The sequence below is a fragment of the Planomonospora corallina genome, assembly GCF_042650625.1.
GTDB lineage: Bacteria > Actinomycetota > Actinomycetes > Streptosporangiales > Streptosporangiaceae > Planomonospora_B > Planomonospora_B corallina.
In genome coordinates this window covers 19,822-44,694 of sequence record NZ_JBHSBM010000004.1, presented here as the reverse complement: position 1 = coordinate 44,694, position 24,873 = coordinate 19,822, and the positions used below count along the sequence as shown (strand labels likewise).

Below are 24,873 nucleotides of genomic sequence, written 5' to 3'. Positions count from 1 at the left end.
ACGGGGGTCGGCTGCGTCAGCCGGGTCTACACCGACCACGCCGTGTTCGAGATCGCTTCCGGCGGCGTCCGCGTGCTCGAGACGTTCGGCACCTCCGTCGAGGAGCTCCGCGCCCGGCTGGAGGTCCCGCTCACGACCGGCGACCGCTGACCGTTCCCGCCCGCCGCCGGCGAGGGGCCGTACGGAAACACCGAAAAGCCCTGGTAACACAACTTCCCCAATTGCTTCGTCACGGCACGCGTTGTCAACGCTACGGTCTGACGACATTCTCGTAGGGCCTCGGCATCGCGTATGCGAGGCATACCGCACGGGTTTACCACCGAATTGCGAGTACCGCTGTCGTTGCACTTGGAATCAACCCAGCGCCGAATGTTCTTCTGCCAAATCGCCCTCTAATTTCTGATCAATTAAGCAAACGTGTGGCGGAGTGGGGTCGCGATGCTGATGGTGCTCAGCGGCAGGAACAGGCGGCGTTTGAGACGCGCGGCGGCGATGGGCACGGCGGTCCTCACCGTGGCGACCTGCTTGGGCGCCGGAGGGCCCGGCGCGAGAGCCTCCTCGATCACCGAACCTTCCACCAGGTCCGCCGATGACGGTGTGGCGACCGCAGCCGAGGCCTCGGCGCTGGCCCGGTCGTCGGGCCGGCCGGTGGAGGTGCTGTCGCAGCGGGCGGAGGCCCGGGAGGTACGGGCTCTGCCCTCGGGTGCCTTCGAAGTGGTGGAGCACCTGCGTCCGGTCCGCACCCGTAAGCACGGAGCATGGACGGAGGTGGATCCGACGCTGACCCCGCTCCCCGGCGGGGGGTACGCGCCGGCGGCCTCGACCGTCGATCTGCGCCTGTCCGCCGGAGGCGACGAGCCGTTCGTCACGATGGGCAGAGCGGGACGGGCGTTCAGCCTCTCCTGGCCGAAGACGTTGCCCGCCCCCGAGGTGAGCGGTGACACGGCGACCTACTCCGAGGTGCTGCCCGGAGTGGATCTGCAGGTGCGCGCCGATGTGGACGGATTCGCCCAGCTCCTGGTGGTCAAGACGCCGCAGGCGGCCCGCGACCCCGCTCTCGCCCGCCTCCGCCTGCAGATCAAGACCGAAGGGCTGACTCTGGGCGCCGACACGTCCGGTGTGCTGCGGGCCCGTGACGCCGTGTCGAAGAGCGAGGTGTTCGAGGCTCCCACGCCGCTCATGTGGGATTCCGGGCCTTCTCCGGTTGCCGGGAGAAGCATCGCCCAGAGCGCCACGCAGGACGCGGCCGAAGGGCCCCTGGAGGGCTCGCGGTTGGCCCGGATCGGGGTGGAGCTGGCGCCCAGCGAACTCGGGCTGGTGCCCGACCGCAAGATGCTCACGGCAGCCGGCACCCGTTTCCCGGTCTACATCGATCCTGTGTGGAAGACCGTCACCAGGTCCGCCCGCCTGATGGTCTCCAGCGGATATCCGACAACCTCCTACTACAACTTCGACGGCGCCCAAGGCGTCGGGCTCTGTGACGTCCAGTTCGACGGGGCCTGTGTCAAGGACCAGAAGAAGCGGCTCTTCTTCCGCATGCCGATCGGATCCGTCGCCGGCAAACATGTCATCTCCGCCGAGTTCGTCGCCTACGAGACGCACGCCTACGACTGCAAGAACCCGACGGTGGTTCAGCTGTGGCACGCCAGCGGCTTCGGCTCCTCCTCCACCTGGAACAGCACCGACGACAACTGGGTCAAGCAACTGGCCTCGCGTGATGTGGCGTACTGCTCCCGTACGCCCGTCGAGTTCGGCGGGACCGCCCTGCGCGATGCCGTGAAGGCGGCGGTGAGCCGCAAGGACGCCAACATCAACTTCGGGCTGCGTGCCTACTCGGAGTCGACGATGAGCTGGTGGAAGCGCTTCGCCAACGACGCGTACCTGCGCATCGAGTACAACACCCCGCCTCCGCAGCCGCTGATGAAGAACCTGTCGATGAGCCCGGGCGGGCCGTGCGTCTACTCGGCGCCCCCCACGGTCAACCGGCCGCCGACCATGTACGCGGTCCTGACCGACCCCGACTCCGGGTCGGCCGCCAAGCTGCAGGCGCAGTTCCGCATCCTCTGGGACGACAACACCGGGATCTGGACCGCGCCGCTGACGGCGGCCAAGACGACCGGCTCGACCTTCCAGACGACCGCTCCCGCAACCATCCCGCAGAACAAGACGCTGAGCTGGATCGTGCGCACCTGGGACGGCCACCAGTGGAGCCCGTGGAGCTCGGCGGGCGACGCGACGGGCTGCTACTTCTCCTACGACGCAGCCGCCCCGCCGGCGCCGTCGCTGACCTCGGCCGACTATCCGCCGTCCGATCCGGAGAACCCCGGCGACCCGTGGCACGACGGCGTCGGCCGCTACGGCTCCTTCACCGTCAGCACGACGCAGAGCGACGTCAACCGCTACTGGGTCGGGGTCAACGCCACGCCCACGGCGGCGGGCGAGTACCGCCCGGCCACCCCCGGCGGCCCGGTCACCGTGAAGGTCGCGCCGACCAGGGCCGGGGTGAACTTCCTGTACGTCAAGGCGCTCGACGCGGCGGGCAACGCCAGCGCGCCCACCACGTACATGTTCCGGGTCAGCGCGGGCACCGCCCCCCGGGCGCGCTGGACGCTGGACGAGCCGGCCGGGGCCACCTCGCTCTCGGCCGCCGTGCGACCGGGCACCGCCGCGGTCTCCACGCGCGTCTCCGGCGGCGTGACACTGGGCGTGGACGGCCAGGTGGGCACCGCGATGCGCGGCGACGGCTCGACGGGCCACGCCGAGACGTCCGGGCCGGTCGTCGACACCTCCAGGACGTACTCGGTGGGCGCCTGGGTCAGGCTCGCCGACACCGACGGCTTCGCCACGGTCGTCAACCAGGACGGCAACGTCGTCAGCGGCTTCTACCTGCAATACGTCCACGACGACAACCGCTGGTCCTTCAGCCTGAGCAACGCCGACGCGGTGCAGGGCGGGGTGCGGGTGCTGTCCACCACACCGCCGGAGGTCGGCGAGTGGACCCACCTGCTGGGCGTGTACGACGCGGTCGCCAAGACCGCCCGCCTGTACGTCAACGGCGCGCTGCAGCAGGAGAAGCGGTTCACCGTGACCTGGAACGCCACCGGCCCGATGGCCATCGGCCGCGCCAAGCACAGCGGCAACAAGGTGGACTTCTTCCCCGGTGAGATCGACGACGTCCAGGTCTTCGACCGCCTGGTCAGCGCCGAGGAGGCCGTCGACCTGCACAGCCGGCACCCCGTGCTCTCCGGCCGCTGGACGCTCAACACCGGCGGCCAGGACGGCTCCGGCCGCGGCAGACCGCTGACGTTCGGTGACCAGGCGCACGTCTCCCAGAGCGCGGGCTGGCTGGGCGACCCGATGGGGGGCCTCGTCCTCGACGGCTCCGGCGACTACGCGGCGACCTCGGGCCCCGTCGTGGGAACCGACCGCAGCTTCACGGTCGCCGGTTGGGTGACCTCCGCCGGACGGCCGTCGGCGAAGGCGACGGTCTTCTCCCAGGCCGGCGCGGCCAACAGCGGTTTCATCCTGCGCTACAACCCGGCCGCGGCAGGCGGCGCGGGTGGCTGGCAGGTGGACATGCCCGGCTCCGACGCCGCCGGCGCGGGCAGCCAGGCCGCTGAGCACTCCGCGTACCAGCTCCAGCTGGAGTGGGACCACGTGGCCATCGTGTACGACTCCTTCGCCGACGTCCTGCGCCTGTACGTCAACGGCTGGCTGGAGGAGACCGAGACCGCCGTCTCGGCCCGCTGGCACACCATCGGTTTCAACGCGACCAGCGCGCTGCAGCTCGGCCGCTCCAAGACCGCGGGCACATGGGGCGAATACTGGCCCGGCGTGATCGACGACGTGTGGGCCTTCTCCGGGGTGCTCAGCGAGGAGCAGATCCAGACCCTCGCCGGATACACCGAGATCCCCTCCGACTCTCCCTTCTGACCACAACCCACCCCGAACCGACGAAGGGAGCCGCAGTGCTGACCGTCACGGCACGGACGATCGCGGGGGCGACGGCATCGGCGATCATGGCCGCGCACCTGTACGGCGCACCGGCACAGGCGCAGACGGCCACTCCTCCGGGAAACAGCCGGCCTGATGTCGTCGACACCACCCGCGCGGTGCGCGGCGCACCGGTGCCACCCCGGACACGCAAGCCCGACCCCGCCGCGGTGACACGGGCCGAGCCGCCGAAGTGGCCGACCGGTTCCGCGGACGTCACGCTGACTGCCGACGCGATCACGGCTCAGCGCGTCGGCAGTCTGCCTGTCTGGCTGCGACCGGCGGCCGAGAACGGGCATGGCGGCACCATCCGGGTTCGCATGCTGAACCCCACCGAGGACGGCGCCTTGCTGACATTGGATCCCGCGACGGCACCCGCACGGGCCGGCACGGGACAGCCCGATACGAAACAGATGGACGCGGAACGGAACGACGGGGAACAGACCGGGCCAGGCCATGTGTCGATCGAGATCGGCTACGACGGCTTCGCCGCCGCGTACGGCGGCGGATACGGCTCGCGGTTGCGGCTCGCCCGCCTGCCGTCCTGCGCGCTGGACACCCCGGAGCGGCCCGAATGCCAGGTCCTCACGCCGCTGCCGACCCGCAACGACGGCGAGCGGCGCACACTCGGCGCCGAGGTCACGATGGAGAGCGGCCAGGCGACGGTGCTGACCGCCACGGCGGCTCCGCAGGGCGACAAGGGCGACTTCACCGCGACCGCGCTGTCCCCCTCCGCGACCTGGCGGGCCGGCGGCCAGTCCGGTGACTTCACCTGGTCCTATCCGCTGCGGGTCCCGCCGGTGCCCGGTGGTCTGGACCCCGACCTGGCCATCGGTTATTCCTCGGCCTCCGTGGACGGCCGCACCTCCAGCACCAACAACCAGCCGTCCTGGATCGGCGAGGGCTTCGACCTGTGGCCCGGATTCGTCGAGCGCAGCTACAAGCCCTGCTCCGAGGACGGCGCGCCGAAGTCCAACGGCGTCAGCCCCGGCGACCAGTGCTGGTCCTACGACAACGCCACGGTCACGTGGAACGGCAAGGGCGGCGAACTGCTGAAGACCGCCGACGGCACCTGGCGAATGAAGGGCGACGACGGCACCCGCTTCGAGCACCTGACGGCCGCTTCGGCGGCCAACGGCGATGACGACGGCGAATACTGGAAGGCCACGACCACCGACGGCACCCAGTACTTCTTCGGCCTGCACCGGCTACCCGGCTGGACTTCCGGCCGGGCACAGACCAACTCCACCTGGACCACCCCGGTGTTCGGCGACGACGACGGCGAGCCTTGCCACAAGTCCGGTTTCGCCGAGTCGTGGTGCCAGCAGGCCTGGCGGTGGAACCTCGACCACGTCGTCGATCCCAACGGCAACGCGATGGCCTACTACTACACCGCCGAGACCAACCGCTACGGACGCAACGTCTCCACCTCGGCCGACACCCTGTACGAGAGAGGCGGGCACCTGGAGCGGATCGAGTACGGTCTGCGCACCGGCGACCTCTTCGCCGCCCCGCCGGCCAAGGTCCTCTTCACCACCGCCGAGCGATGCATCCCGACCTCCTCCTTCGACTGCGCCACGAACAAGATCGGCGACAACCCGGAGCAGTGGCCGGACGTGCCCTGGGACCAGAACTGCACCTCCGGCTGCGCCAAGAACGGCAAGATCGCGCCGACGTTCTGGTCGCGCAAGCGCCTGACCGGGATCACCACTCAGACCCTCCGAGCCGGCGGCGCCTACGCCGACGTGGACCACTGGAGCCTGACGCACGCCTGGGGCGACGCCGACATCGACAAGGCGCTGCTGCTGCAGTCGATCCAGCACACCGGGCGGGCCGGCGCACCCGCCATCGCCCTGCCGAAGATCACTTTCAATCATGTGCAGCTGATGAACCGCCTCGACAAGACCGGCGACGACATCCCGCCGTTCATCAAGTACCGGCTGGGTGCCGTCTTCGACGAGTACGGCGGGCAGATCGACGTCGCCTACTCGGCCCCGGATTGCACGTTGTCGGACCTGCCCACGCCCGAGACCAACACCCGCCGCTGCTTTCCGACCTACTGGCAGCCGCCCGGGCACGAGAAACCCATCAGGGACTGGTTCCACAAGTATGTCGTCACCCAGACGATCGTCTCCGACCGCACGGCCAGATCCCCCGACATGGTCACCTCCTACACCTATCTCGGCGGAGCGGCCTGGCACTTCGATGACGATGACGGGCTGACCAAGACCAAGGAGAAGACCTGGTCGCAGTGGCGGGGCTACGGCCACGTGCGGGTCGCGACCGGAGGGATGAACCAGCCGCTGACCCGGACCGAGCACACTTACCTGCGCGGCATGGACGGCGACCGGCGCGACGCGGCCGGAGGGGAGAAACGCGTTAGCGTCACCGACGACGAGGGCGGCACCCACGTGGACCACGAGGCCCTGGCCGGCTTCGAACTGCAGCGGACGGTCTACACCGGCCCTGACGGCACCGTGCACAGCCGCACCGTCAACACCCCCTGGCGCCGGCAGACCGCCTCGCGCGCCCGCTCCTGGGGGACCAGCACCGCCAACCTCACCGGCGTCGCCACCAGCAGAACATGGACCGCCTTGTCCGACGGCGGCCGTCGCCAGACCCGCGTCGACACGACCTACGACACCGTGACCGGTCTGGCCGTCCAGGAGGACGACCAGGGGGACACCGCCACCAACGCCGACGACAAGTGCACCCGCACCCAGTACGCCGTCAACACCACCGCCTGGATGCGCTCGCTGCCCTCTCGCATGGAGACCGTCTCCGTCCGCTGCTCTACGGCTCCCGACCGTACCCGGCAGGTCATCTCGGACACCCGCACGTTCTACGACGACCGCGGGTTCGGCCAGCCACCGGTCAAGGGCGACGTCACCAGGGTCGAGGAGATCTCCGCCCATGACGGCACCACCGCCTCCTACCTGCCCGTGTCGCGTACCTCCTACGACGGCTACGGCCGGCCGGTGCGCGTCATCGACACCGCCGGGAACACGACCACGACCGCGTACACCGAGACGGCGGGGTTGACCACCAGGGTCACCACGACGAGTCCCGCCGTCGCCGCCGGCGCGCACGTCACCGTTCAGGAGCTCGACCCGGCTTGGGGATCGCCCACCGCGGTCACCGACGCAGGCAACCGCACCACCACCGCCTCCTACGACGCACTGGGCCGCACGTCGAAGGTCTGGCAGGCCGACCGGCCCACCACCATGACTCCGTCCGTCGAGTACGCCTACCGGGTGTCCGGCGACCAGATCGCCGCGGTCACCACCCGGACCCTCACGCCCGGCGGCGGCCAGAGGATCCACCATGATCTGTACGACGGCCTGCTGCGCCCGCGGCAGAGCCAGGCCGAAGGCCCCGAGGGCGGCCGGTTGATCAGCGACACCTTCCACGACAGCCGTGGCAACGTGGTGCGCACCTACGCCCCCTACTACGCCGCCGGTGCCCCCGAGACGGTCCTCTTCGGCGTGGCCGCACCCGGCGATGTGGAGTCGCAGACCGTCACCGACTACGACGGCCTGGGCAGAGCCACCGTCGAGCGTTTGCTCACGGGCAACAACGACACCCGGGAGAAGTGGCGCACGACCACCACCTACGGCGGCAACTGGGTGGCCGTTGATCCACCGCCCGGCGGCACCCCCACCCGCAGCTACAGCGACGCCCGAGGAAACACCACGGAGGTGCGGTACTACAGCGGTGACTCCCCCACCGGTTCCTACAACGCCGTCACCTACACCTACACCCCCGACGGGCAGCCCTCCACCGTGACCGACTGGGCAGGCAACGTGTGGAGCACCGTGTACGACCTGCGCGGCAGGCAGGTCAAAAGCGTCGACCCGGACCGGGGCACGACCTTGTACACCTACGACGATCTCGGCCGCATCACCACGATCACCGACGCCCGCGGCCGCAAACTCGTGCACGCCTACGACGCGATGGGCCGCATGCTGGAGACGCGCGAGGGCTCGGCCACCGGCCCCCTGCTGCGGAACTGGACCTACGACACCGTGCGCAGAGGGCAACTCGCCTCGGCCACCTCCTATCAGGGGGGGCACGCCTACACCTCCAGGGTGGACGCCTACGACAACCAGAACCGGCCGGTACGCCAGAGCGTCGCGATCCCGGCGAGCGAGGGCGGCCTGCAGGGGAACTACACCTTCACCACCGCCTACAATCTGGACGGCACGGTGCAGTCGACCGGTTTCCCCGCCGCCGGCGGCCTGCCCGCGGAGAACGTCGTCACCACCTACGACTCCGCCGCCCGGCCGATCCGGCTGACGAGCAACCTGGGCAGCTACGTCACCGCCACCGCCTACTCCAAGACGAGCAGACCGCTGCAGTACGAGCTGAGCACCGGGGGGAAGAAGGTCTGGCAGACGCTCACCTGGGAGTACGGCACCGACCGGCTGGCCTCCTCACGCACCGACCGCGAAGGGGCCGCAGGGGTGGACCGCAACGCGGCCTACACATACACCCCTGCCGGCGACGTCATCGCCGTCTCCGACGTCTCACGGTCCGGCACCGACACCCAGTGCTTCCGTTACGATCATCTCCAGCGCCTGACCGAGGCATGGACCCAGCCCACCGTCTCCTGCGCGGCGACGCCCTCCACGAACGTCGTCGGCGGGCCCGCGCCGTACTGGCACAGCTACGCCTACGACGTCGCGGGCAACCGTTCGACCGAGACCTGGCACGGGCTGGCCGGCCAGGCCGACACCCGCCGGGCCTACACCTATGACCCCCCGAACCGCGGCCACCGCCTCACCAAGGTGACGCAGAGCGGCGGAGCGGGCGAACGCACCGACGTCTACGGCTACGATGCCACGGGCAGCATGACGACCCGCGCCGTCGGCGGCACCACGCAGACCCTGGAATGGAACGTGTCCGGAGACGTGAGCACGATCACCGCGCCGGGCGCGAGCACGTCCATGGTCTACGACGCCGATGACAAGCCGCTGCTGCGCCGCTCCCCGTCCGGCACCACCCTGTACCTGGACGGCATGGAGGTCTTCCTGGCCAAGGGAGCGAGCAAGCCGACGGCCACCAGGCACTACACGCACAACGGCGAGAACATCGCCGTCCGCACCACCGGCGGGGTGTCCCTCCTCAGCCCCGACCACCAGGACACAGCCCTGCTGGCGGTCGATGCCGCCACCGGCCGGCTCACCCAGCGGCGCCTCACGCCGTTCGGCGCCGCCCGCGGTCCGGACCCCGGTGCCTGGCCGGACGAGCGGACCTTCGTCGGCGGCACCGCCGGCGACGGAACCGGCCTGATCCGCATGGGCGCGCGGGAGTACGACGTCTCGACCGGCCGGTTCATCTCGGTGGACCCGCTGTTCAACAGCGATCGCCCGCAGAGCTGGAACGGCTACTCATACGCCGATCACAGCCCCATCACGCTCAGCGATCCCGACGGACTCGACGGGCCGCTGCGCGGCAACACGGGCTGCTACTACTCGGGTAAGGGCTGCCCGAAGAAGTCCTCCTGCTGGGGCTGGGAGTGCACGGACGGCGGTGGCACGGCCCGGCGGCCGTCATCCTGCTGGGGCTGGGAGTGCACGGACGGCGGCGGCACCCGGCTCAAGCCGAAGAACCTGCGGACGAAGTGCTGGGGCTGGGAGTGCGTCAACGGACACGGCGTCGACAACGGTTCGCCGTACTACAAGGCGCCGGTGCGCACCTGCGACTGGAAGTGCAAGCTGAAGAAGACCGCGGTGGGGGCCGGACGGGTGGCGGGGAAGGGCGCCGTCCTCCTCTGGGAGAACCGGTCCGAGATTCTGGCCGCGTGCGCCATGTTCGCCGCCCCTGTCGCGTTCGTCGGCGCGGGCTGCGCAGTCCTGGGAACGATCAACTCCATCCACGCGTCCTACGCCTCCTTCCGCAAGGGCGATGTCACGGGCGGTGTGGTCAACGCGCTGGGCGCAGGGGTCGGCGGGGCCGGCCTCGGTACTCACGTCGGCTCGAAGCTGATCAAGAAACATACGGGGAACGTGCTGAGCCGGGCCGCGCGCCTGACGGAGCGGGAGACACCGAATCTCCTCGTCACCTTCCGGGCCGGCCACCGGATCAGGCTGCACTCCAGGTTGATGGGCAGGGCGGCCAGATACGATCGGAGCGCCCGGGCGCTGGACAGAGCCACCCTCAACCTCAACTACACCGGCTACATGCTCACCCAGGGATACAGGGTCCATCTCGAAGGCTATGGTCAGTGAGCACCCGATAGGTCGGCGAGTCACGGTGGCGCACCGCGCCACCGTGACTCGGCCATGCCGGTCGACTCAGCTCTGCCGGTCCGCACCGGCAGGCGAAGACCACCGCCTGGACATGGCTGGACGCTGCCGGTCCATCGGACGGATTCGGTCATGATCCTCGGCCTGTCACGCACCCGCGCCGAGGCACCGCCCGCGGAACGCCGGAGCGTCCGCCACGACCAGAGGAAAGATCATGAGCAACGGAACGGACGCCCCGGTCTGGCGGCTGCGCCACCGCGGTGAGCCCGCCGGGGAGATCCGGGTGGACGACCTGGATTTCCCCTGGATGTACGGCCGCTTCACGCCTCTGCCCGGTTTCGCCGCGGTGGCGCCGCTGTTCGCCGAGGACCTCGCCCTCGTCGAAGCGGACGACGACTTCGACGGCGACGCGTGGGAGGCCGTCCACGAACGGCTCGACGAGCACCTCACCCTGGTGAGCCCCTCCGGCGAGCCGGTCGCGGCGTTCATCCTGCACGTCGACGGCGAGCGGGCGTGGTTCCGGTACATCGGCTGATCGCCGGATCCGGGCCGTGATCCGTCCAGCCCGCTGACGCCGGCCGTACCCTCCGGCGGCGGGCCGTCAGCCCGGGGAGCCGGCCTGCTCCAGCATGGGCACGAGGAAGCGCCGGGCCACCGCGGCCAGCTGCCCGTCGTCGTCGAGGTCGACGACGTGGCTGGGGATCGCCAGGAAGGAGGCGGAGATCCGGACCATCAGCTCGGCCACGAGGTCGACGTCCAGGTCGTCCGGCACGTTGCCCGCGCGCTGCTCGCGGCGGAGCTGGCCCGCGACGAACCGCCGCACGATGGCGAGGGTCCGGCCCCCGTCGTTGATCATTGAAGGGACGATCAGGTCCGGTTCCGCGGTCATCAGCCCGCCGATCAGCGGGTTGCTCCGGAGCGCGCGCAGCGAGCTCACGAAGCCCAGGACCACCCGGTCGGCGGCGGTGCGGGCCTGCTCGATGTCGGCGAGGAACCGGTCGAAGTAACGGCGGAACTCCCGGTGGACCACGTGCTCGACCAGCGCGTCCTTGGTGGGGAAGCGCCGGTAGACCGTGACGCGCGAGACCCCGGCCCGGCGGGCGACGTCCTCCATGGTGGAGCGCCGGATCCCCATGCGGCAGAACTGCTCGTAGGCCGCGTCCAGGATGCGCGCCCGGGTCTCGTCGGTGTCGTCGGCCCGCTCGACGGCGTCGGTGTACGCGCGTTCCAGCAACGACTCCGAGTCGGACGGCGCCATGAGCGCGGACAGCACGGTTTCCACGATCACCTCCTGTGTCGATTCTGCCCGATCGCCCGCAACCGCCGTCGTGGCCTTGTGATGCACGACACAGTGTGCTCTATTGGTGATACACAGATGCATTTTGCGTCTCATTGTATCAGCAGTGATCTCGACCTCAGGAGAGGGGTGAGGGCGTGGGCGGATTCAGCAGGCGCGACGTGCTGAAGGCGGGCGGGGCGCTGGGCACCATCGGCGCGCTGAGCTTCGCGACACCCGCGCAGGCACGCGTGTGGACGTGGTCGCCCAGCGGCTCGGTGGCGGGCACGGGGGCGGGCCTCGACCCGCGGTGGGTGTGGGACGAGGAGGCCGATCCGCTGGTCGCCTCGCTGATCGACCGGGGCGACGTGCCCAGGGTCAACGCGCTGCTGCGGACCTGGACCAAGAACGGCCAGCCGCTGCCGGACGGGCTCCCGGCGGACCTGCGGGACTTCATGGAGAAGGCCCGCAGCATGCCGGCGTGGGCCGACCGGGGCAAGCTCGCCACCGCGGTCGAGTTCAACGACAAGCGGGGCCTCTACCTCGGCGTGCTGTACGGCTTCGCCAGCGGGATGATCAGCACGGTCATCCCCAAGGAGGCGCGCGCGGTCTACTACTCGCAGGGCGGTGCGGACATGAAGGACCGCATCTCCAAGACCGCCAAGCTCGGGTACGACATCGGGTCCCGGAACGCCTACGACGACGACGGCGAAATGATCGTGACCTGCGTCAAGACCCGGCTGGTGCACGCGGCCGTGCGCCACCTCCTGCCGAAGTCCCCGCACTGGCAGGGGGCCGCCGACGAGGAGATCCCGATCAGCCAGGCGGACATGATGGTCACCTGGCACAGCCTGCCCACGACCGTCATGAAGCATCTGACCTCGTGGAAGGTGCCGATCCCCGACCACGAGTCCGTGGCCTTCCTGCACTCGTGGCAGCTGGCCGGGCACATGCTCGGCATCAGGGACGAGTACATCCCCGCGTCGTGGGCCGAGGCGAACTCCCAGGCCGAGCAGGTCCTGGACCCGGTCCTGGCCCCGACGCCCGAGGGCGTCAAGCTGGCCGAGATCCTCCTCGGCCTCGGCGCCCAGATCGACGCCGGCATCCTCAGCAAGCGCATACTCGGCGCGTTCACGCGCTTCCTGCTCGGCGACCAGATCGCCGGATGGCTGAAGATCCGCAGGTACCCGTTCTGGGACGGGGTCCTCGACACGTTCTGGGAGCCCTTCATCGCCGTCCGCGAAGGCGTGCTCAAGGTGTTCCCGGGGACGGACAACGTCTACTGGCTCCTCGACGAGCTCATCCGCAAGCTGGTCCTGCTCTACCTGTCCGAGCTGAAGGAGATCAGCATCGAGATCCCGCTGACCAACAACCCGAACTACCCGAGCAGCTGACCGGGAGCGGTCCGGGCCGCCCCGCGCGGCCCGGACCGCCGGGTCCCGCACACCCGTGGGCCCGCTCCGGCCGATCACCGGCGTCGTGGCCGGCCGCCGTCCCCCCGGGGCATCGGCTCGCCTCGCCATGCTCTCCTGCGCCTACACTGATCAGCGCGCCGGATGGGAAAGGGCTCGCTGATCCGCTGTGTCACGACTGCTCCGCTTTCGCTGGTGGATCGCCCTGGGAATGGCGGTGCTCCTGTTCGTCCTGGCGGTGCCGCAGTTCAGCGGCACCGCACCGCTGCCGGAGGATCCCGCGCGGGAGCGCGAGTGCCCCACGGCCATGGGGCTGGCCCACCCTCCGGGAGCCGCGGTGGTCGCGCCGGAGGACCGGCAGTGGATGTACCTGTGCTACGCGCACCGGCGGTTCGGCGACCTGCCGGACGAGGAACTGCTCGCGCGCGGCGGCGCCCTGTGCGACTCCGGCACGACCGACGAGGAGTTGACGAGGCTGCTCGAACTGCGCTGCCCCGGCCTGTACGAGCGCAACCAGCGGGCCTACCTGGCCGAGCGGGACGCCGCTGAGGCCGAGGAGAAGCGGCGGCTGGCGGTGGCGAGGGCCCGGTGCCCGCGCAGGGCCCCGCTCGCCAGGCCGGTACGGCAGAGCAGGGCCGCCATGTGGGTGCGGACGGGCGGCATCCAGGCGTGGGAGGAGGGCTACGCCGGCCTCGACCACTCGGGCGCGTTCCTGGCCAAGGGCAGGGGAACGGTCCACCTCACCTGGGGAGGCGACGAGGAGGGGCCGGTCTGCGTCACGGGAGAGGCGTACCGGACGCGCCCGCCGGAGGCGAAGGGCTGGCAGCGGTCGGGAGAGATGCGATTCCACAGCCCGACCGGTGTGCTGGAGTTCTTCGGCGACGGCGGCGACCTGCTGGGCGACGTGACCGCCGCGGGAGCGGGCTCCTACCGGATCCGCGCCTACGTCCGGGGGTCCGGGCACGCCCCGGGCCTGGCCAGGGCGGAGGCGGTCCGGGAGGTGCTGATCGTCGTCTTCCCCGCCTCCAGGCGGTAGCCCTCCACGCGGACCCCGCCGCCCGTCCGCGCCGACCGCCGACCGCCGACCGCCGACCGCCGACCGCCGAGGAGGATCGCCTTCCGGAGCGGGGACCGCCGGGGCGCGGGCGCCCCTACGGGGCCGTGGAACCGGCGCGCCGTCCCTCGACGCAGAACCGGTTGCCCTCGGGGTCGGCGAGCACGACGTACGCCGGTTCCTCAGGCCGCGGGTCCTTCGGATAGTGGGGCCAGTCGACACGCCGCGCACCCAGCGCCAGCAGCCGGTCGACCTCCTCGTCGAGATCGCGGTCGCCCGCGTCGAGATCGAGGTGCACCCGGGGGAACTCCTCGGCGGGGCTCTCGCTCACGTCCAGCGCGATCGCGGCCCCGGGCACTCCCGGCGGGGGCTCCAGGACGATCCAGCCATCACCCTCGAAACGCGGTGGCCGCCGCACGTACCCGAGCGCCTGGCGCCAGAACTCCCCCGCCCGCACGTCGTCGGTGACGCCCAGCGAGATCTGCCTGATCGTCGTCATCCGCCGAGGCTACCAAGCCGCCCCCGAAGCGGTCGGCCCGAGGAGCCCTCCGTCCCGGCGGCGGCCCGCGCCGGCCGCGGTTCTGTCGGCCCGGGCTGCTTGGATGGCGCTGTCACCCCCCGACGATCAAGGGATCCACTGATGGCGCCGGCCACCTTCCGCGACGAGACCGCGACCGGCAGGGCACTGGAGGAGTTCACCCTGCCCGATCTGCCCGAGCGGATCTCAGCCCGGGAGCTGGTGCGGCTGCGCGTGCGCGAGGAGGTCGCCCGCCACAACGCCGCCCCCTCCCCCCGCTTCCGCGGCCTGGTCAAGCCCACCGACGCCGAGGCCGAGCTGAACGGCTACCGGATGCGCACCGCCCGCAGGCTCGACTGGGAGAAGCAGGCCGACGCCGCCGAGGCCGCCTTCGCCCGCAACGGGTTCCTGCTGCTGGTGGGCGACCGGCAGATCGAGGACCTGGACACCGTGGTCGACCTGACCGTCGACCCGGTCATCTCCTTCGTCAAGCTCGTCCCCCTGGTCGGGGGCTGACGCGGGAGTCGCCGACGGCCCTCCGGCCGGGCCCCGCCGCCGGCCCGGCGAGCCGGCCCCGCCGATGTCCCGCCGCCCCGGCACCGCCGTCACCGACCCGCCCGCCACCCCCCGGACCCACCCCTGACAGGAACCCCCGGCATGGACCTCTCCCCCCTCGCGCAGCGCCTGCTCAGTCTGCTCACCGGGACCGCGGACGGTCCCTCCCACTGGCCCGGCGCCTCGCGGCTGAGCGTCGGACTGGTCGGGCTGGGCGACGGGCGGATCCACGTCGACGACGGCGGCCCGCTGTCCGCCCGGTACGCGATCAGCGAGCAGGCCAGGCGGCGGCTGGTCGCGCCCGCCCGCGAGGTGGTCGCCTTCCTGCTGCCGGAGGGCAGACCCGTCTACGACTCCCTCGCCGCCCTGGTGGCCGCGGGGCTGGCGGGCATGGACGCCGAGGTGCGCGCCCGCCTCGCCGAGGAGCGGGGGCCGATCTCGGTCGCCGAGATGGACGTGCTGCTCGGCTGGGACGTGGAGCCGCGGGCGCTGTTCGCCGAGGCGCTGCGGGGACGGCCCCACCCTGCCGCCCCGCCGCTGACCCGCGTGTGCGAATGGCTCGGCGGCCTGCCCGGCTACCCGGACTTCGCCCGGGCGGCCCTGGAGGCGGCCGGAGCCCGCGTCGCGGCGATCCACGCCGGCGAGATCCCCTACCGGGCGGAGAAGGCGTTCGCCCGCGAGGAGACGGCGACCCTGGGCCGGGCCGTACGGCTGGCGCTGCTGAGGGACGAGCCCTGGCTGCCCGCGCTCCTGGACGACCTGCTGCCCGGGGTCGCGGTGGCGCCCTCCCAGGCCAGGACCCTGCCCTCCCAGGCGCTGCTGTTCGAGATCGCCCGCGCGGCGGAGGAATATCCGACCCCGGAGGCGGTCTCCGCGCTGTACGCGGCCCGCCGGGCCACCCGGCACGCCGGGGTGCCCAAGCAGCTGGACCGCAAGTTCAAGCGCATCGGGCCCGCCCTGGCCGACCGGCTGGAGGTGGCGTTCCGGCTGCCCGACGGGCGGCTGCGGCAGGCCGTGGGCGAGCACACGGCGGTGATCTCGGTCGACGGCGGGGTCGAGCTGTCGTGGTGGCACGGGGGCAGGAAGCTGAAGGGGGTCCCGGCGGCGGTCAGGCGGGAGCATCCCGAGGAGGTCAAGCGCCTGCGCGAGCTGGCCGAGCAGGCCCGGCAGCGGCAGATCACCCTGAGCAGGGCGCTGGAGGCCGGGTTCACCGGAGAGACGGCTCCGCCGTACCGGCAGCTGGAGGGCAACCCGGTCACCGACCGGCTGATCTGGGAGTTCGAGGTCTCGCCCGGCGTGTGGCGCGCCGAGCCGGGACTGACCGTGCCGGACGTGCCGGTGCGGCTGTGGCACCCGGCCCGCGCACCGCTGGAGGAGGTGCGCGCCTGGCGGGAGACGGTGCAGGACAGGGAGCTGCGCCAGCCGTTCAAGCAGGCCTTCCGCGAGGTCTACCTGCTCACTCCCGCCGAGGAGGCGGCCGGGACCCGCTCCGGCCGGTTCGCCGAGCACGTGGTGGACTACCGCAGGCTCCGTGCGCTGTTCAAGGACCGGGGCTGGCAGTCCGACTTCATGGGGCCGTGGGACGGCGGCCACGACAACGGGAACGCCCGGCGGGTGCTGGCGGGCGGGCGGTGGCGGGCGACCCTCGACCACCATCTGTACGACGAGGGCCACGCGATCACCGGCGAGGTCCGCTTCGACCGGCTGACCGGCGGCGCCTGGCGCCAGGCGCCGCTGGCGGAGGTCCCGGCGCTGGTGTTCAGCGAGGCCATGCGGGACGTCGACCTGTTCGTGGCCGTCGCCTCGATCACGGTCGACCCCCGGTGGGCCGACCAGGGTCCGGACCTGCTGCAGGACTACTGGCGGGCCGGCTCGTTCGCGGCGCTGCCGCCCTCGGCGGAGGTCCGCCGCGACGCGCTGTCCCGGCTGATCGCGCGTACGGCCATCGCCGACCGGTGCACCCTGACGGACCGCTTCCTGGTGGTCCGGGGGGACATCCGCACCTACAAGATCCATCTGGGGTCGGCGAACATCCTGATGGAGCCCAACGACGCCTACCTGTGCATCGTCTCCGCGCGCGACTCCCACGCCGGGCTGTTCCTCCCGTTCGAGGAGGACGGCCGGCTGGCGCTCATCCTCAGCAAGGCGTTCCTGCTGGCGGACGACACCGCCATCACCGACCCTTCCATCACCCGCCAGCTGCGGGCGTGATCCACGCGGGAGAGGGGCCTCCGCGGTCGCACGCCGTCCGTCGCGGGACCGCTCACCGGACCACCGCGGGCTCCCGCGCGGCCCGTCCCGGGGGGCGCGGCCGCCTCCCGGCTCACCCGGAGCTGGAGCGGTCCAATACTCCTCTCCGGGGAGAAGCGGCCCGATTCCCCTCTCCGGGGGAAGCCGGGCCGCGGCATCGCGCCTACCCGGGGAAATGCTCGTCCAGGACGACTCCCGCCTCGTCCCCCTCGAGCCATTCCATGCGCAGGCGGCCCCGGCGGCCGTCGTAGCACCCGCTCCCGAGTTCGGCCAGTTCCCGGTCGAGCTCCTCAGGAGTCGAGGCGAAGTCGACCGTGTCCTCGTACTCCCACGAGCCGTCCTCCCGCCGGGTGACGATGTGCCAGTGCGGCAGCTCACGGCCGTTGACCATGCGGCGTCTCCAGAAGGGGCCTGTCAGCTCCCACCACCTCTCGGTCGTGATGAGGAGGAAGCCGGTCCGGCGGGGGCGGTCGTGGCGGACGGTCCCGGACCGGTCCAATTCCGGTGGCCGCGTCTCCGGTGGCGCCCCGCCCGGCGCGGCGTCCACCGGCGCGGTCGGCCCGGCGGCGTCGCCGGGGATTGCTGACACGGCACTTGACCTGGCCGTATGAATTTCAGGTTTCCACACCCTTGCCAATCGAAGAGACGCCCGCCTATTCTCCCGATCGGAAAACGCTTTCCTGACTCACGAGGATCGTTCTGGTGGAAGCGACCACCGCGACACCCGAAGCGACTTCGCACATGAGCCGCTACCGATCCGGCGCTGGGCTGCACCCGGGATGCCGACGCGCCATGGAACGACCGGCGACCTAGAAAGGCCCAGGTCGCACCGGAACCGCCGACCCTGTCCACATCGAGAAGAACACCCCCCGCCGGGCCGACCGGCCGGGCGACGACCTGCCCGGTGGCGGGTCCGCGGCCCCGACGGCCCGCCGCGACGACCACGGTACGCGGCAGCGGCCCGGCACTCGAAGACGAAAGAAGGCAAGGATGAGACGACGACTCTACGCGGCGCTGGCCACGACGGCCGTGGTGGCCGCGACCGGCACGGCCCTGTCGGCACCCGCGGCGTCGGCGGCGGCCGGTGGCGCCACCGGCTACGCGTCCCAGAACGGCGGGACCACCGGCGGTGCGGGCGGGCAGAAGGTGCGGGCCACCACGGGGACCGCGATCCACGCGGCCCTGTGCAACCGGGCCAGCAGCAGCACCCCGATCATCATCGAGGTCGAGGGCACCATCAACCACGCCAACACCGCCAAGGTGTCGGGCTCCAGCTGCAACACCGCCGCCGGTCTGATCGAGCTCAAGCAGATCAGCAACGTCACGATCGTCGGAGTCGGCAGCGGAGCCGTCTTCGACCAGCTGGGCATCCACATCCGCGACTCCAGCAACATCATCATCCAGAACGTGACCATCCGGAACGTCAAGAAGTCGGGCTCCCCCACGTCCAACGGCGGTGACGCCATCGGCATGGAGAGCAAGGTCCGCAACGTCTGGGTCGACCACGTCACCCTGGAGGCGTCGGGCGGGGAGTCGGAGGGCTTCGACGGCCTCTTCGACATGAAGGACGACGTCCAGTACGTGACGCTGTCCTACAGCACCCTGCGCAACTCCGGCCGCGGCGGCCTCGTCGGGTCCAGCGAGAGCGACACGGGCAACAGCTTCATCACCTACCACCACAACCTGTACGAGAACATCGACTCCCGCACGCCGCTGCTCCGCGGCGGCATCGCGCACATCTACAACAACCACTACGTGAAGCTCAACGAGTCCGGCATCAACTCCCGGGCCGGCGCCCGCGCCAAGGTGGAGAACAACTACTTCAAGGACTCCAAGGACGTCCTGGGCACCTTCTACACCGACGCGGCCGGCTACTGGCAGGTCAGCGGCAACATCTTCGACAACGTGACCTGGTCCAGCCCCGGTAGCGAGAACAAGCCCGCCGGGCCCAACCCGCAGTCCAACACCACCGTCAGCATCCCTTACTCCTACAGCCCTGACGCGGCCAGCTGCGTGCCGAGCATCGTGAGCCAGACGGCGGGCGCCGACAAGGGACTGAAGGTGTCGAACGGCAGCTGCTCGCCGCAGACGCCGTCGCCGACCCCCACCACCCCCACCCCGACTCCCACCACCTCGACCCCGACCCCGACCCCGACCACCCCCACGCCGACCCCGACGACCCAGCCCAGCGGGACCAACCTCAGCCTCAAGGCCGGCGCCGACGGCTCCAGCAAGGCCAGCGGGACGAGCTACGGCAACGTGCGGGACGGCAGCCTGAGCACCTACTGGTCGCCGGCCGGATCGACCGGTTCCATCTCGATCAAGTGGGACTCCGCCACCCCGGTGTCCAAGATCAACATTCGTGAGGCGTCGGGCTCCGCGGGCAGCATCAAGACCTGGAAGCTCGTCAACGGCGACAACGGCGCCGTCCTGACCTCCGGCAGCGGGGCGGGGGTCATCACCTTCCCCAAGACCTCCCTGCGCAAGCTCACCTTCCAGATCACCGGCTCGACCGGCACGCCGAAGGTCGCCGAGTTCGAGACCTACGCCGGATAGACAGCGGCACGGTGCCACCGTCCGTCCGAGGCCGCCGTCCCCCGGCCCCACCGGGCGGCGGCGTCGCACCCGGCGGCGGTGCCGTGACCGCCGCCCACGGCTGATCGCCTGGACCGGGGGCCGTCGGATCCGACAGATCCGACGGCCCCCGGTCTCGCACGCCAGAACCCCGCACACCCAAGTCCCGCACACCAAAGTCCCGCACGGCGGTGCCGCGCCTGGCGGCCGGGCTTCCCGGAGGTGCCGGCCGAGGACCTCCCGAGCGGGCCCGGGCGTCCTATGCCGGTGCCGGACCGCTGTCCGGCTCACCCGCCTCCGGCTCCCGCCCCGGCTCACCGCTCCTCGCTCCACCCTTCGCCGCGTCCCGGCCCGGCCCGCCGCCCCTCGCTCCGCCCTTCACCGGATCCCGCCCCGGCCCGCCGCCATCGGGTCCACCCGCCTCCGGCTCCCGCCCCGGCTCACCGTCCGACCGGCCGAGCTGCTCGCGCAGATAGTTCCAGGACACGGCGAGCAGCGCGGCCGCCGGCACCGCGAGCAGGCTGCCGACGATGCCCGCAAGGCTGCCGCCCAGCGTGACCGCGAGCAGGACCACCGCCGCGTGCAGGCCCAGGCCGCGGCTCTGCACCATGGGCTGGAAGACGTTCCCCTCCAGCTGCTGCACCACGATGATGATGGCCAGCACGATGAGCGCGTCGGTCAGGCCGTTGGACACCAGCGCGATGAGCACGGCCACGAACCCGGCGAAGAGCGCGCCGATGATCGGCACGAACGCCGCCACGAACGTCAGCACGGCCAGCGGGAGCACCAGCGGCACACCGACGATCCACAGGCCCAGCCCGATGAAGACGGCGTCCAGCAGGCCGACGAAGGCCTGGGAGCGGACGAACGCCCCCAGGGTGTCCCAGCCGCGCTCGGCGACGGCCGGCAGGTCGACGGCGAGCCGGCCGGGCAGCTGGCGGGTCAGCCAGGGCAGGAACCGGGGGCCGTCCTTCAGGAAGAAGAACATCAGGAACAGGGCCAGCACCGTGGTGACGACGCCGTTGAGCACCGTGCCCACACCGGTGACGGTGGCGTTGACGATGCTGCCGACGCTGTCCTGGAGGCGGGCCGCCGCCGTGTCGAACGCCTGGGAGAGCTGGGCGTCGCCGATGTTCAGCGGCGGTCCGGCGGCCCACTTCCGCATCTGCTGGATGCCGTCGACCACGCCGGCGGTGAGCTCACCGGACTGGGAGGCGACCGGCACGGCGATCAGCACCACGATGCCCGCCGCCACGATGAGGAACAGCACGGTCACCACCGACGCGGCCAGCGCCGGAGGCCATCCGCGCCGGCGGAGGAAGCGGGTGGGCGGCCACGTCAGCGTGGTCAGCAGCAGCGCGACGATCACCGGCCACGTGACCGACCACATCCGGCCCAGCAGCCACAGCGCCGTGGCGACCATCAGCAGGACGAGGAGGAGTTCCAGGGAGATGCGGGCCGAGGTGCGCAATGCCGCTCGGGTCTTCACGGGGCTCAGCGGGGCAGGCATGAGATCACCCTAAGGCGCTCGGCGAGCCGTGTGCGGCGGGGAGGTCCGGCGCGCGCGGCAGCGCACCGCGGCACGGCGCGCGGCCCGGCGTCACGCGCTCCGGCATGGCGCGCTCCGGCGTCATCAGGTACGGCGTGACGCATTCCGGCGTCACGCCGTACGGCACCGCGGAGGGCGCCGGCCGCCTACTCGAAGAGGGCCGGATCTCCGGCGCCCCGGCGGAGGATCTCCGGCTCGCCCTGCGAGAAGTCGACGACCGTCGTCGGAGTGGCGCCGCACTCGCCGGAGTCGATGACGGCGTCCACCGCGTGGTCGAGCCTCTCCTTGATCTCCCAGCCCTGCGTGGGAGGCTCGGTCTCGTCGGGCAGCAGCAGGGTGCTCGAGAGCAGCGGCTCACCGAGCTCGGCCAGGAGCGCCTGCGTGACGACGTGATCGGGGATCCGGACGCCGACCGTCTTCTTCCGGGGGTGCAGCAGCCGCCGCGGCACCTCCTTGGTCGCGGGCAGGACGAACGTGTAGCCGCCGGGGGTCGCCGCCTTGATCGAGCGGAACAGCGCATTGCTCACATGAACGAACTGGCCGAACTGGGCGAAGTCCCTGCAGACCAGCGTGAAGTGGTGGTCGTCTCCGAGGGCGCGGATCTCCCTGATCCGGTCGATGCCCTCCTTGTTGCCCAGCCGGCATCCCAGCGCGTAGCACGAGTCCGTCGGGTACGCGATCAGGCCGTCCTCCCGCAGGAGATCGACCGCCTGGCCGATCAGCCGGGGCTGCGGATTGTCCGGATGCACATCGAAGTACTTCGCCACACGTCGGAGCCTAGACCCGGGTCCGGGGCGGAGGTCCGCCGGGGAGGCCCCGTCAGCGCCGGGCCGCTCGTAGGTGAGGTCCTTGAGCCGGCGGAGGGTGAGCGCGGTCTCCACCGTCCGGACGCAGGTCATGGCGGCCACCCGGAGCCGTGCCGTGGTGCGCGGCCGCCTGAACCGGCGCGCGACGGTTCTGCCACCACTTCGCCGCACGGCACGACGACGGCGCCGACCAGACCGTCCACGACCTGCTGCGCCTGAATCCGTTCCGAGTCTCCGACGTTCCTGTGAGATGGATCACGGTTGAGGTTGACCTTGGGTCAGGGTGAAAGCTCGGCGCAGCGGCACGACGCCGGCCCGGACATAACGGATTCCAAGGAGCACACCACCATGCCCATCACCTCCTCCGACCAGGACAAGAGCACCCTGCGGATCGCCGCGTACGGCGCCGTGTCGCCGAGCTCGCCACCGCCATGGCCGGCCATTTCCTCGCCGATCCCGCACACCTGGAGATCGTGACCGGTCTGCAGGCCCGTACCGACACCGCGACCAGGTACGAGCTGATCGCCCTCCACGGCGAAGAGCAGGGATCGGCCGCGGCCTACCCTGCTCAGGCAGGATGCGCCGGCCGGGAGGAGTCCCAGAGCGCTGCGCCGCCGACGACCGCCGCCGCCAGGACGGCCAGGGCGAGAGGCGGCACGAGCGACGGCGCCGCCAGGACGACCGGTGCGACGATGACGAGCACGGCGATGGCGACGAGCCTGCTCGCCGGTACCCGGCCGAACACGACGCGTTGGAACACCGCGTGCCCGGCCAGGAACAGCGCGGGGCCGCCCAGGACGGTGAGGGCGGTGCCCGCCGTGACGGGACCGAGCGGGTGCGCGATCGCCAGTTCGTCGCCCACGGCCGCGATGATGATCCCGGCCACGATGGGGATGTGGCCGTAGGTGTAGGCCGACCGGCCGAGACGCCCGGTGTCATCCGATTCGGCCACCTTCTCCGCGGCGGCCTCCGCTGATCGGTCGAAGTAAGTCCACCACATCGCCACGCTGGTGAGGAACGCCACGGCGAACGCGCCCGCCGTCGCGATGGACAGGTGATCGCCCTCGGCCAGCGTCAGGCCGGTGAGCAGGATGGACTCCCCGAGGGCGAGGATGACGAAGAGCTGGCAGCGTTCGGCCATGTGGGCGCCGTCGATCACCCAGTCGGCGGTGGTGGCCCGGGGCAGGAACGGCAGCCGGTAGCCGTGCCAGGGCGCGGCGTACTCCGCCGCCAGCGCCGCCACCCACAGCGCCGTCTGGCCCGCCCCGCCGGCGAGCGCACCGGCGATCCACAGTACGGCGCTGATCACGTGCCAGCCGAGGATGAGCCGGAAGGTGTGCCCGATGGGCTCGTGGCGGGCTGCGAGCACCGCCACCAGCGATCGGCCCACCTGCAGGACGACGTACGCGATGGCGAACCACAGGGCGCGCGGGCCGAACGCCTGGGGCAGGGCGGCGGCCATGGCCAGCCCGGCCGGCATCATGCCGACCAGTGTCAGCCTCATGGTGGCGTGGTCGGGGTCCAGATAGTTCGTGGTCCAGGTGGCGTACATCCAGGCCCACCACACCGCCAGCGTCAGCAGCAGCGTCTGCGCCGCTCCGGCCGCTCCCAGATGGTTCAGGAGGAGGTGGGAGAGCTGGGTGATGGCGAACACGTAGACGAGGTCGAAGAAGAGCTCGATGGGCATGACCTTCGCGGTGTGACCGCGCGGTCGGAGAATGCCGGCCATGGCCGTCCTTTCGGTGGGGTGTCTCAGCCCTGGTACGGCGGGGCGACGCCCCAGCCCCACCGCGGCACCGGCGCCTGCCGCATGGGCGTGGCATCGGGCTGGGAGTTGGCCAGTGCCAGGCGGGTGCCCCACTCGATGTAGCCCATGAACGCGGCGCGGAACTCCGGGTCGCCGGGCAGGCCGACCTCGTCGGCGGCGTCGGCCAGCAGGTTCACCCAGCGGCGGCGCTGGGCCTCGGTGATCCCCCTCTTCAGGTGCATGCCCAGCATGTGGGCGTAACCGCCCCGCTCGCCGGTGTAGCGCGCCGGGCCGCCGAAGACCTCCGCCAGCCACATGGCCACGTACCGCGGGTGTCCGGGGTCCATGTGCGCGAACAGCGGCCCGACCAGCTCGTCGGCCTTGACCGTCTCGTAGAAGCGTTCGGTGAGGCGTTCCAGCGCCTCGCTGCCGCCGGCCCACTCGTAGAGGGTGGGGACGGAGCCTCCGGCGCCGCGCACCGCGGTCGGCTCGTAGTGGCGCATCTCCTCGATCATCCCGACGTAGGGGCGGATCTCCGCCAGGAAGGCGGGGAACAGCTCCCCTCCCCGAAACCCCTCCAGGTGGTCCTCGGCCGAGGTCCAGGTGATCCGCAGGATGTGGCAGGCGGGCTCGTCCGCGCAGCGGGTGAGCTCGTAGTCCACGCACTGCGGCGCCCTCGCCAGGACGGCGGCCACCCTGCCGTAGGCCTGCTCGAACTCCGCCGAGCGTTCGCCCGGAATGCGGTAGCGGATGTACTCGACGATCATGGGATCCTTCCCGTGGCCGATCTCGATTTCTGCACCGAACCTGTCGATAAGACGGTAATCGTGTAATTAAGCATGGTGAAGGCGTTTTGAGGATCTTCTGGGGTGTCGCCGGACCGGGCGCGCCC

General features: G+C 71.2%; 16 protein-coding genes. 8 read left to right on the top strand and 8 right to left on the bottom strand.

All coding sequences use genetic code 11. The features are described from left to right. Window positions 1–597 precede the first annotated feature (597 nt). The 3 genes from ACFOWE_RS00670 to ACFOWE_RS00660 all read left to right on the top strand — a co-directional run bounded on the left by ACFOWE_RS00670 (window position 598) and on the right by ACFOWE_RS00660 (window position 10,776). Entirely contained in the window at window positions 598–3,933 is a 3,336-nt protein-coding gene (locus ACFOWE_RS00670; protein ID WP_377284754.1) for a LamG-like jellyroll fold domain-containing protein, read from the top strand. Between the two features lie 473 nt (window positions 3,934–4,406). Beyond that, window positions 4,407–10,223: an RHS repeat domain-containing protein gene (locus tag ACFOWE_RS00665; protein WP_377284753.1), complete on the top strand. Its 5,817-nt coding sequence runs from the start codon at window positions 4,407–4,409 to the stop codon at window positions 10,221–10,223. Between the two features lie 232 nt (window positions 10,224–10,455). Continuing rightward, window positions 10,456–10,776, top strand: a complete 321-nt coding sequence (locus ACFOWE_RS00660) for a hypothetical protein (RefSeq protein WP_377284752.1) — start codon at window positions 10,456–10,458, stop codon at window positions 10,774–10,776. 66 nt (window positions 10,777–10,842) lie between these two features. Here ACFOWE_RS00660 and ACFOWE_RS00655 read toward each other — a convergent pair whose 3' ends face one another. Further along, window positions 10,843–11,499, bottom strand: coding sequence for a TetR/AcrR family transcriptional regulator (locus tag ACFOWE_RS00655; protein ID WP_377284755.1), 657 nt, complete (start codon window positions 11,497–11,499; stop codon window positions 10,843–10,845). 176 nt (window positions 11,500–11,675) lie between these two features. Between ACFOWE_RS00655 and ACFOWE_RS00650 the strand changes: the two genes are divergently transcribed. Both ACFOWE_RS00650 and ACFOWE_RS00645 read left to right on the top strand, forming a co-directional pair. Further along, window positions 11,676–12,911, top strand: a complete 1,236-nt coding sequence (locus ACFOWE_RS00650) for an oxygenase MpaB family protein (protein ID WP_377284751.1) — start codon at window positions 11,676–11,678, stop codon at window positions 12,909–12,911. Window positions 12,912–13,098: 187 nt separating this feature from the next. Further along, window positions 13,099–13,965 carry a hypothetical protein gene (locus ACFOWE_RS00645; protein ID WP_377284750.1) on the top strand — a complete coding sequence of 289 codons (867 nt, stop codon included), beginning with the start codon at window positions 13,099–13,101 and terminating at the stop codon, window positions 13,963–13,965. Between the two features lie 115 nt (window positions 13,966–14,080). Here the strand turns inward: ACFOWE_RS00645 and ACFOWE_RS00640 are convergent, their stop codons facing one another. Beyond that, the gene (locus ACFOWE_RS00640) at window positions 14,081–14,482 is read right to left on the bottom strand and encodes a VOC family protein (protein WP_377284749.1); all 402 of its coding nucleotides are present in this window, start codon (window positions 14,480–14,482) and stop codon (window positions 14,081–14,083) included. A 141-nt stretch (window positions 14,483–14,623) separates the two neighbouring features. Here ACFOWE_RS00640 and ACFOWE_RS00635 point away from each other — a divergent pair, with 141 nt between their 5' ends. Both ACFOWE_RS00635 and ACFOWE_RS00630 read left to right on the top strand, forming a co-directional pair. Further along, window positions 14,624–15,016 carry a hypothetical protein gene (locus ACFOWE_RS00635; RefSeq protein WP_377284748.1) on the top strand — a complete coding sequence of 131 codons (393 nt, stop codon included), beginning with the start codon at window positions 14,624–14,626 and terminating at the stop codon, window positions 15,014–15,016. A 141-nt stretch (window positions 15,017–15,157) separates the two neighbouring features. Then, window positions 15,158–17,266 carry a DUF4132 domain-containing protein gene (locus ACFOWE_RS00630; RefSeq protein WP_377284747.1) on the top strand — a complete coding sequence of 703 codons (2,109 nt, stop codon included), beginning with the start codon at window positions 15,158–15,160 and terminating at the stop codon, window positions 17,264–17,266. A gap of 202 nt (window positions 17,267–17,468) precedes the next feature. Here ACFOWE_RS00630 and ACFOWE_RS00625 read toward each other — a convergent pair whose 3' ends face one another. Then, a complete protein-coding gene (locus ACFOWE_RS00625; protein ID WP_377284746.1) occupies window positions 17,469–17,894 on the bottom strand; it encodes a hypothetical protein in 426 nt (141 codons plus the stop codon). 401 nt (window positions 17,895–18,295) lie between these two features. Here ACFOWE_RS00625 and ACFOWE_RS00620 point away from each other — a divergent pair, with 401 nt between their 5' ends. Continuing rightward, complete coding sequence (locus ACFOWE_RS00620; RefSeq protein WP_377284745.1) at window positions 18,296–19,861, top strand: pectate lyase family protein; 1,566 nt, start codon at window positions 18,296–18,298, stop codon at window positions 19,859–19,861. A gap of 277 nt (window positions 19,862–20,138) precedes the next feature. Here ACFOWE_RS00620 and ACFOWE_RS00615 read toward each other — a convergent pair whose 3' ends face one another. The 5 genes from ACFOWE_RS00615 to ACFOWE_RS00595 form a co-directional block, all read right to left on the bottom strand. Next, window positions 20,139–21,389: an AI-2E family transporter gene (locus ACFOWE_RS00615; RefSeq protein WP_377284744.1), complete on the bottom strand. Its 1,251-nt coding sequence runs from the start codon at window positions 21,387–21,389 to the stop codon at window positions 20,139–20,141. A gap of 185 nt (window positions 21,390–21,574) precedes the next feature. Further along, a complete protein-coding gene (locus tag ACFOWE_RS00610; RefSeq protein WP_377284743.1) occupies window positions 21,575–22,327 on the bottom strand; it encodes an L-threonylcarbamoyladenylate synthase in 753 nt (250 codons plus the stop codon). 185 nt (window positions 22,328–22,512) lie between these two features. Then, window positions 22,513–22,767 (bottom strand): hypothetical protein, encoded by a 255-nt coding sequence (locus ACFOWE_RS00605; protein ID WP_377284742.1) that lies wholly within the window; start codon window positions 22,765–22,767, stop codon window positions 22,513–22,515. A gap of 35 nt (window positions 22,768–22,802) precedes the next feature. Next, the gene (locus tag ACFOWE_RS00600) at window positions 22,803–23,921 is read right to left on the bottom strand and encodes a low temperature requirement protein A (protein WP_377284741.1); all 1,119 of its coding nucleotides are present in this window, start codon (window positions 23,919–23,921) and stop codon (window positions 22,803–22,805) included. A gap of 65 nt (window positions 23,922–23,986) precedes the next feature. Further along, window positions 23,987–24,748: a globin domain-containing protein gene (locus ACFOWE_RS00595; protein WP_377284740.1), complete on the bottom strand. Its 762-nt coding sequence runs from the start codon at window positions 24,746–24,748 to the stop codon at window positions 23,987–23,989. Window positions 24,749–24,873: the final 125 nt, after the last annotated feature.

What these genes read in the sequence shown, in the direction of transcription:
- ACFOWE_RS00665 (WP_377284753.1), top strand. Translation starts at nt 4,407, where the DNA reads ATGGACGCGGAACGGAACGACGGGGAACAGACCGGGCCAGGCCATGTG.
- ACFOWE_RS00660 (WP_377284752.1), top strand. Translation starts at nt 10,456, where the DNA reads ATGAGCAACGGAACGGACGCCCCGGTCTGGCGGCTGCGCCACCGCGGT.
- ACFOWE_RS00655 (WP_377284755.1), bottom strand. Translation starts at nt 11,499, where the DNA reads ATGGCGCCGTCCGACTCGGAGTCGTTGCTGGAACGCGCGTACACCGAC.
- ACFOWE_RS00640 (WP_377284749.1), bottom strand. Translation starts at nt 14,482, where the DNA reads ATGACGACGATCAGGCAGATCTCGCTGGGCGTCACCGACGACGTGCGG.
- ACFOWE_RS00635 (WP_377284748.1), top strand. Translation starts at nt 14,624, where the DNA reads ATGGCGCCGGCCACCTTCCGCGACGAGACCGCGACCGGCAGGGCACTG.
- ACFOWE_RS00630 (WP_377284747.1), top strand. Translation starts at nt 15,158, where the DNA reads ATGGACCTCTCCCCCCTCGCGCAGCGCCTGCTCAGTCTGCTCACCGGG.
- ACFOWE_RS00620 (WP_377284745.1), top strand. Translation starts at nt 18,296, where the DNA reads ATGAGACGACGACTCTACGCGGCGCTGGCCACGACGGCCGTGGTGGCC.
- ACFOWE_RS00615 (WP_377284744.1), bottom strand. Translation starts at nt 21,389, where the DNA reads ATGCCTGCCCCGCTGAGCCCCGTGAAGACCCGAGCGGCATTGCGCACC.
- ACFOWE_RS00610 (WP_377284743.1), bottom strand. Translation starts at nt 22,327, where the DNA reads ATGACCTGCGTCCGGACGGTGGAGACCGCGCTCACCCTCCGCCGGCTC.
- ACFOWE_RS00600 (WP_377284741.1), bottom strand. Translation starts at nt 23,921, where the DNA reads ATGCCCATCGAGCTCTTCTTCGACCTCGTCTACGTGTTCGCCATCACC.
- ACFOWE_RS00595 (WP_377284740.1), bottom strand. Translation starts at nt 24,748, where the DNA reads ATGATCGTCGAGTACATCCGCTACCGCATTCCGGGCGAACGCTCGGCG.